Annotated in this window: 2 protein-coding genes; both read left to right on the forward strand. The window is 72.6% G+C overall.

What is annotated here, in order from left to right; translation table 11 throughout:
* On the forward strand, positions 1-747 hold a 747-nt coding region (locus ACM2XV_RS15590), incomplete at its 5' end, for a citrate/2-methylcitrate synthase (protein WP_487027615.1).
* Between the two features lie 26 nt (positions 748-773).
* The coding region (locus ACM2XV_RS15595) for a hypothetical protein (protein WP_487027616.1) at positions 774-1,013 on the forward strand (240 nt) is incomplete at its 3' end.

Genomic DNA, 1,013 nt, shown 5'->3' on the forward strand with positions numbered 1-1,013 from the left:
ACGTGTGTCTTCCGATCTCTCGCAGCGGCGGCTCCCGTCGTGCTCGCGGCACTGCACCGCGACTCGGCCGAGCCGCTGCCCGTTCTCGGCGATCGCGGGCTGGTCGCCAACTACCTGTACCAGGTGACGGGCGAGGTGCCGGATGCCGCTCGCGAGCGTGCCCTCAGCGCATACCTCGTCGCCGCGATGGATCACGGCTTCAACGCCTCGACGTTCACGGCGCGCGTGGTCGCCTCGACCGGCGCGGACGTCGCCTCGTGCCTCGCCGCGGCCCTGGGCGCGCTTTCGGGGCCGCTGCACGGCGGTGCGCCGGCGCGGGCGCTCGACAGCCTCGACCAGGTCGGCTCGCCCGAGCGCATCGAGCCCTGGCTGCGCGAGCAGCTCGCCTCGGGGCGCCGCATCATGGGCTTCGGGCATGCGGTGTATCGCACGGTCGACCCGCGCTCTGCGCTGCTTCGCGAGGTCGCGCAGGGGTTCGGCGGGGCCCGCGTGGAATTCGCCCTGCAGTTCGAGGCCGCGGCCGAGCGGCTGCTTGCGGAGCACAAGCCGGCCCGCCCGCTGCACGCGAACGTCGAGTTCTACGCCGCGGTCGTGATGGAGCTGTGCGGGCTGCCGCGCGAGATGCTGACGCCGACCTTCGCCGTCGCACGGACGATCGGGTGGACGGCGCACGTGCTCGAGCAGGCTCGCGATCCGAAGATCATCCGCCCGTCGGCGCGCTACGTCGGGCCGGCACTCGCGAGCTGATTCGGCGCCGGTCGTACGCTACTCACGTGCAGGTCCTCGGCATCGATATCGGCGACGAGACGCTTGACGCATGGCGGGCCTGGCTGATGCCGTCGACCCAGCCGTTCGTCGTGCCGCGCTCGCTCGCGGAGCGCAATGGGTGGCCCGACGCCCGCCGTGAGCTCGCCTTCGAGGTGGTCGACACGTTCGAGCTCTACGGTGTTGGCCCCGATGAGGCCATCGTGTGGCTGGCGCGCCCGGAGGCCCGGGCGCTGCCCCCTGAGGTG

The sequence above is a fragment of the Gryllotalpicola sp. CP2-P1 genome (assembly GCF_057512245.1).